Below are 4,444 nucleotides of genomic sequence, written 5' to 3' on the forward strand. Positions count from 1 at the left end.
CAGGTGCCGTTCTATTCGACTGTGTCTGCGGAGCGGGTGGACACGGCGACGTTGGATGCCGGGTATTGGTTTACCAATCTGCGCCAGACGGTGCGATTCCACGACACCCTCCAAGCGCTGATCGAGGACGGACACCACGCGTTTTTGGAGGTCTCGCCGCATCCGGTACTGACCATGAGCATCGAGGACACCCTCGATGCGTCCGACGTGCGGGGGCTCGCGGTCGGCACGCTGCGCCGGGACGAGAACGACACCGAACGCATCCTCACCGCCGCTGCCGAACTCTTCACCGGCGGACTCCGCATCGACTGGGGTAATGCTTTGGCCGCCAACGGAATTCACGGTCTGCAGGTCCCCCTACCCACGTACGCGTTCCAGCGCCAGCGCTACTGGCTGCACCACGACAATGCCGCGCCATCGGGCCTCCGGCCCGGCGGTGGCCTCGCGCTGGCGGCGCACCCGCTACTCGGCGCCGTGGTCGGGCTGGCAGGCAACGACCATGTGGTGCTCACCGGTCGGCTGTCGTCGCGATCGCAGCCATGGTTGTCCGACCACACGGTTCATGGCACGGTCATCTTCCCTGGCACCGGCTTCGTCGAGCTGGCGATCCGGGCCGGCGACCAGGTCGGCTGTGCTCGCCTCGACGAACTGGTGCTGTATGCACCGCTGGTGCTGACCGATGACGCCGATGTGGATATCCAGGTCGTGGTCGGCGCCGCTGCCGAGGGGCATCGGACGGTAGAGATCTACTCGCGCGGCGAGGCCGAAGGCGAATGGACCCGTTACGCCGCCGGAAGTCTCACCGCGGCATCGGTCGCCGCGAGTGACCCGGAACCGGCGATGTCGCGGCCGGCCGACGCGACCCCGATCGACCTCGATGGGTTTTACGACCGGCTCGCGGGCGTCGGGTTCGGCTACGGCCCGGTGTTCCGGGGACTCAGCTCAGCCTGGCGGCACGGTGCTGACGTGTATGCCGATGTGGCCCTGCCGCTTACGGGAGAGCAGTACGACCCCGCAGCCGGTTTCGGTCTGCATCCGGCGCTGTTCGATGCCGCGCTGCACGCAATCAGCTTGGTCACCGACGGTGCCGGACGGTTGCCGTTCTCCTGGTCCGGGGTGCGACTGTGGGCTGCGGGCGCCACACGCCTGCGGCTCCGCCTGCGCGCGCTGGACGGCGACGTCTTCAGCCTGGTGGCGGTGGATCCCGCCGGTGCGCTGGTCATCACGGTGGATTCGCTGGCGCTGCGACCACTGGGCGATGAGCCGGTCCCGTCTCCCCGGCACGGACACCTGTACCGCCTGGACTGGTCCCCCCTGCCGGGCGGCGAGTTCGCGGCCCCGCGCACCTGGACGGCGCTGGGCGCCGACGCCGATCTGCTGGCCGGCCTCGCGACCCGCGAGGTGGCGGCCGAAGTCGCGGATGACCTCGACCGGATGGCAGGTCCGCCGGAAGTGGTTGTGCTGCAGGTCGGATCGCCGGGTGCGGCGCCGACCGGCGTCCGCGATGCGGTGGCAGGCGTGCTGGGTGTGCTGCGGGCGTGGCTCGGGCGGCCCGAGTTGGAGTCGTCGCGGCTGGTGGTGGTCACGCGGAACGCGGTCGCCGCAGGCGCAGACGATCGGGTGACTGATCTTGCGGGCGCGGCGGTGTGGGGTTTGGTGCGGTCGGCGCAGTCGGAACATCCGGGCCGGTTTGTGCTGGTGGATTTGGATGCCGCCGGGTGTGCGGCGGGTGCTGTGGTGGACGCGGTGGCCTGCGGAGAACCGCAGATCGCCGCGCGTGATCGCGCGTTGCTGCGGCCGCGGATCGTGCGGATGACTCGCTCGGCGCTGGAACCACCCGCGGGTTCATCGGCATGGCGGCTGGAGGCCGCAGACACGCTGGCAGATCTGCGAGTCGTTGCGTGTGCCGAGGCGATGGCGCCGCTGCGGGCGGGGCAGGTTCGAGTGGCGCTGCGGGCGGCCGGCGTGAACTTCCGAGATGTGCTGATCGGTCTGGGTATGTATCCGGATCGGGCGTTGCTCGGGAGCGAGGGCGCGGGGGTGGTGGTCGAGGTTGCCTCGGATGTCACCGGTGTGGCGGTGGGTGATCGGGTGATGGGCCTGTTCGCCGGGGCGTTCGGTCCGGTGGCGGTGACCGATGCGCGGATGATCGTCCGGATACCACAGGGTTGGTCGTTCGCGCGGGCCGCGTCGGTGCCGGTGGCATTCTTGACCGCCTATTACGGGCTGTCGGATCTGGCCGGCGTGTGTGCGGGTGAGCGATTGCTGGTGCACGCGGCGGCCGGTGGTGTCGGTATGGCGGCGGTGCAGCTGGCGCGGGCGTGGGGCGTGCAGGTCTTCGGCACCGCGAGCGCGGCGAAGTGGCCGGTGCTGCAGGCTGCCGGACTCGACCGGGACCATATCGGATCCTCACGCGACGTGACATTCGTCGAGCAGGTGCGGGCCGCGACCGACGGCGTCGGCGTCGATGTGGTGCTCAACTCGCTGACAAAGGAGTTCGTCGACGCCTCGCTGGGCTTGCTGGCGGCCGGCGGCCGGTTCATCGATATCGGCAAGCTGGATGCTCGCGATCCCGAACAGGTCGCCGCGGACTATCACGGGGCGCAGTACCTGCAGTTCGATCTGATCGAGGCGGGACCGGATCGGGTTCAGGAAATGCTGCGGGAACTGGTCGGGCTGTTCGAGGCGGGAACGCTTTCGCCGTTGCTGGTGCAGTGCTGGGATGTGCGGGATGCGGCCGACGCTTTGCGGGTACTGCAGCAGGGGCGCAACGTCGGCAAGCTCGTGCTGACGATGCCGACCCGGATGGACCGGTTCGTGGCGGGCACGGTACTGATCACCGGGGGGACGGGCGTACTGGGTTCGACTGTCGCGCGTCATCTGGTCGCACAGGGCGCGCGTGAGCTGGTCCTCACGAGCCGACGGGGCCCGACGGCTCCCGGCGCCACGGAACTGGCCGCGCACCTGGAAGCAGCGGGCGCCCGGGTGCGGGTGGTGGCGTGCGATGCCGCCGACCGGGACGCGCTCGCCGACTTGTTGCAAGAGATTCCCGCGGAGTCACCGCTCACCGGCGTGGTGCATGCCGCGGGTGTGCTCGACGACGGGACGATCGAGTCGCTCACGCCGGAGCGGCTGGCCGCGGTCTTCGAACCGAAGGTCGACGCCGCGTGGCATCTACATCAGCTGACCGCCGAGTTGGCGTCGGTCGAGGGATTGCTGCTGTTCTCCTCGGCCGCAGGCACATTCGGTAATGCCGGGCAGGGGAACTACGCGGCGGCGAATACCTTCCTGGACGGGCTCGCCGCGCACCGCCGCGGTCACGGATTGCCGGCGGTGTCCCTCGGCTGGGGGCTGTGGGCCGAGGCCAGTGGCATGACCGGCCACCTCGACGCCACCTATCACGGCCGGATGGCCGAGGCAGGCACGGCCGGCCTGTCGACACCGGACGCGCTCGCGTTGCTCGACGCCGCGATCGGCATGTCCGCGGCGGCGCTGCTCCCGGCACGGCTCGACACGCGCACCATGGCGGCCGGCTCGACCGAGTCCGCCCATCCGCTGATGCGAGCCCTGCTACCAGCGCCGGCCCGGCGCGCGGCCGGCACAGCGGTGGCCGACGGCACGCTTGCGGACCGGCTCGCCGGCCTGGACGCCGGCGAGCGCCGTGCGCTGTTGACGGAGTTGGTGTGCGTGAACGCGGCGACCGTACTCGGGCACGCGGGTGCGGAGCACATCGATTCGGGACGAGCCTTCCGGGACCTCGGCTTCGATTCGCTGACCGCGGTAGAACTACGCAATCGGTTGGCCACCGCGACCGGGCTGCGCTTGCCCGCCACCATGGTTTTCGACTACCCGACTGCGACGGCCCTAGCCGATCACCTGCTCGACCGGCTCATCGGCGAGATGGCAACTCGGACAAGGAAAGAGACTCGCGCGCACCGCACTACGGATGAACCGCTGGCGATCGTTGGAATGGCCTGTCGGTTTCCCGGTGGTGTGCGCACGCCTGAACACCTGTGGGATTTCGTGCTCAGCGGCGGGGACGGCATCTCCGGGTTCCCGCTCGACCGCGGTTGGCATACCGCCAGCGGGTCAGGCACCGATGCCGGTGGCTTCCTGCATGACGCGGCGGATTTCGATCCGGGGTTTTTCGGGATCTCGCCGCGTGAGGCGCTGGCGATGGATCCGCAGCAGCGGTTGCTACTGGAGACGAGCTGGGAGGCACTGGAAAACTCCGGCATCGCCCCTAAGTCGCTGCGCGGCAGCGACACCGGTGTGTTCGCCGGGGTGACGCATCACGATCATGCGTCGCGGTTGCGGTTCGTTCCCGAGGGCCTCGCGGGGCTACTGGGGACGGGTAGTTCGGCGAGTGTGCTCTCTGGGCGGGTGGCGTATGTGTTGGGTTTGGAGGGGCCGGCGTTGACGGTGGATACGGCGTGTTCGTCGT

The 4,444-nt window shown here is 69.6% G+C and carries 1 protein-coding gene; it reads left to right on the forward strand.

Annotated elements, in window-relative coordinates; all coding sequences use genetic code 11:
• Positions 1-21: 21 nt before the first annotated feature.
• Positions 22-4,444 (forward strand): SDR family NAD(P)-dependent oxidoreductase (locus ABZ942_RS43750; RefSeq protein WP_357392263.1); only part of this gene is annotated, 4,423 nt, incomplete at its 3' end.

The organism is Nocardia sp. NPDC046473, from assembly GCF_040645995.1.
Classification (GTDB): Bacteria; Actinomycetota; Actinomycetes; order Mycobacteriales; family Mycobacteriaceae; genus Nocardia.